At 77.9% G+C, this 2,333-nt stretch carries 1 protein-coding gene; it reads right to left on the bottom strand.

The features are described from left to right. Positions 1–192: 192 nt before the first annotated feature. The coding region (locus ABD308_RS01175; RefSeq protein ID WP_344324018.1) for a tetratricopeptide repeat protein at positions 193–2,333 on the bottom strand (2,141 nt) is incomplete at its 5' end.

The following is a 2,333-nucleotide window of genomic DNA, read 5'->3' on the forward strand; positions in this document are numbered from 1 at the left end:
ATGGCGGTCACCAGGGTGCGGCGGCTGACGGCGGAGCCGGGGTGGGTCATCGGGATCCTGCTCTCGGTGCGTGCGGGGAACGCGGTCTGACTCCTCGGAAGTCGATCATGAATGTATCGAAGTGGCACTTCCCGGTGTCAGGCGCGAAGAACGCCTCTGCCCGAACGGGCAGGCGGCCACCGCCCGCCGCGGCTACCCGAGGAACCGCAGCGCCGCCTCCGCCCGGGGACCCGTCTGCGCCCCGGCGCGCGCGAGCTCGTCGAGGTACAGGCAGACGTCCGCGCGCGCCGCCCGCGCGCCCGGCACCGCCAGGAACGCCCGGGCCAGCTCCCCGGGGTCGCCGTCCCCGGCGACCAGCCCGTACAGCAGCTTGCGCACCCCCGGCTCGAAGGGATCGTGCTGATCCTCGTACGGGCAGTCCACGAAGGCCTCCCACGCCTGCGCGGCGGCCGCCGCGCCCTCCGTCAGCAACCGCAGCACCGCCACCTCCACCAGCACCGTCGAGGACGCAGCCACCTCCGGCTCCAGCCCCTCCAGCAGCACCCGGGCCTCCTCGAACCGCCCGTCGTGCCGGTACGCCGCCGCGAGCGCGCAGCGCACCGCGACGTCCGCCGGATCCAGCGCCAGCACGGCGGTCAGATCGGCCACCGCCCGCTCCGGACGCCCGGCCTGCCGGTGCGCCTGACCGCGCTCGGCGAGCGCCCAGCTGTAGTCCGGGTTCCGGGCGAGGGCGGCGGACAGGTCGGCGATCGCCTCCTCCACCTCGCCCGCCTGCCGGCGCGCCTGCCCCCGGGAACCGAGCGCCCACGCGTCGTCCGGCTCCAGCGCGAGGGCGGCCGTCAGATCGGCGACCGCCTCCTCCAGGTCCCCCGCCAGCCGGTGCGCCTCGCCGCGCAGCGCCAGCGCCCAGGCGTACTCCGGGTCGAAGGCCAGGACGGCGGTCAGGTCCGCGATCGCGTCGTCCAGCCGGCCCGCCTGCCGGTGCGCCTGGCCGCGCGCCCGCAGCGCCCACACGTCCGACGGGTCCAGGTCCAGCGCCGCCGACAGATCCGCCACCGCCTCCTCCAGCCGGCCCGCCTGGCGGTGCGCCTCGCCGCGCTCGGCGAGCGCCCAGGCGTACTCCGGGTCCAGCGCCAGTGCGGCGGTGAAGTCCTCGACGGCCTCGTCCAGCCGGCCGGCCTGGCGGTGCGCCTCGCCGCGCTCGCCGACGGCCCACGCGTAGTCCGGATTCAGCGCCAGTGCGGCGGTGAAGTCCTCGACGGCCTCGTCCAGCCGGCCGGCCTGGCGGTGCGCCTGGCCGCGCGAGCCGAGCGCCCACGCGTTCTCCGGGTTCAGCGCCACCGCCGCCGTGAAGTCGGCGACCGCCTCCTCCGGGCGGCCCGCCTGCCGGTGCGCCTCGCCGCGCTCGGCGAGCGCCCAGGCGTTGTCCGGGCCGAGCGCCAGCGCGGCGCTGAGATCGGCGATCGCCTCGTCCAGCCGGCCGGTCTGCCGCAGCGCCTGGCCCCGGGAGCTCAACGCCCAGGCGTCGCCGGGGTCCAGCGCGAGCGCCGCGGTGAAGTCGGCGACCGCCTCGGCCGGGCGGCCCGCCTGGCGGTGCGCCTCGCCGCGCTGGGTGAGCGCCCAGGCGTACTCCGGGTCGAGCAGGACCGCCGCGGTGAGGTCCGCCACCGCCTCCTCCAGCCGCCCGGCCAGCCGGTGCGCCTGGCCCCGCGAGCCCAGTGCCCAGGCGTCGTCGGGGTCCAGCGCGAGCGCCGCCGTGAAGTCGGCCATCGCCTCCTCGGCCAGGCCCGCCAATTGCCGGGCCTCACCGCGCCGGGACAGCGCCCAGGCGTACTCCGGATCGAGCGCGAGCGCGGCGGTGAAGTCGGCCAGCGCGCGCTCGTGCCAGCCGTGCCAGTTGAGCACCCGCCCGCGGTAGGCGAGCGCCTGCGGCAGGTCGGGGGCGATCGCGACGGCCTGGTCGAGATCGGCGAGCGCGTCGTCGTCGCGGTCCTCGACGAAGTACTGGTAGCCGCGGTGGGTGAGCGCCCAGGCCCGCACCCGGGCCGGCAGCCCCGGACCGGCGAGCGCGCCGAGCGTCTCCAGCACCGGCCGCTCGCCGCCGGCCGCCGCGTGGATCCGGCGCGCCCAGCGGACCAGTTCGGCGTCGTCGCTGTCCTGCGCGGCCTGGCCGAGCATCTCCGCCCACGGCGCCAGCGCGTCCGGCGCGTCCCCGGCGGTGCGCGCGGTGTGCTCCAGCGCCAGCGCGAGACGGGCCAGCGGGTCCGCGCAGAGCAGGTGGTAGAGCTCGTTCAGCAGCGGCCGGCGCCAGCGCGGATCGGCGCCGCGCCGGG

Origin of the sequence: Kitasatospora putterlickiae (assembly GCF_039527695.1) — a bacterium.
GTDB classification, from domain to species: Bacteria; Actinomycetota; Actinomycetes; order Streptomycetales; family Streptomycetaceae; genus Kitasatospora; species Kitasatospora putterlickiae.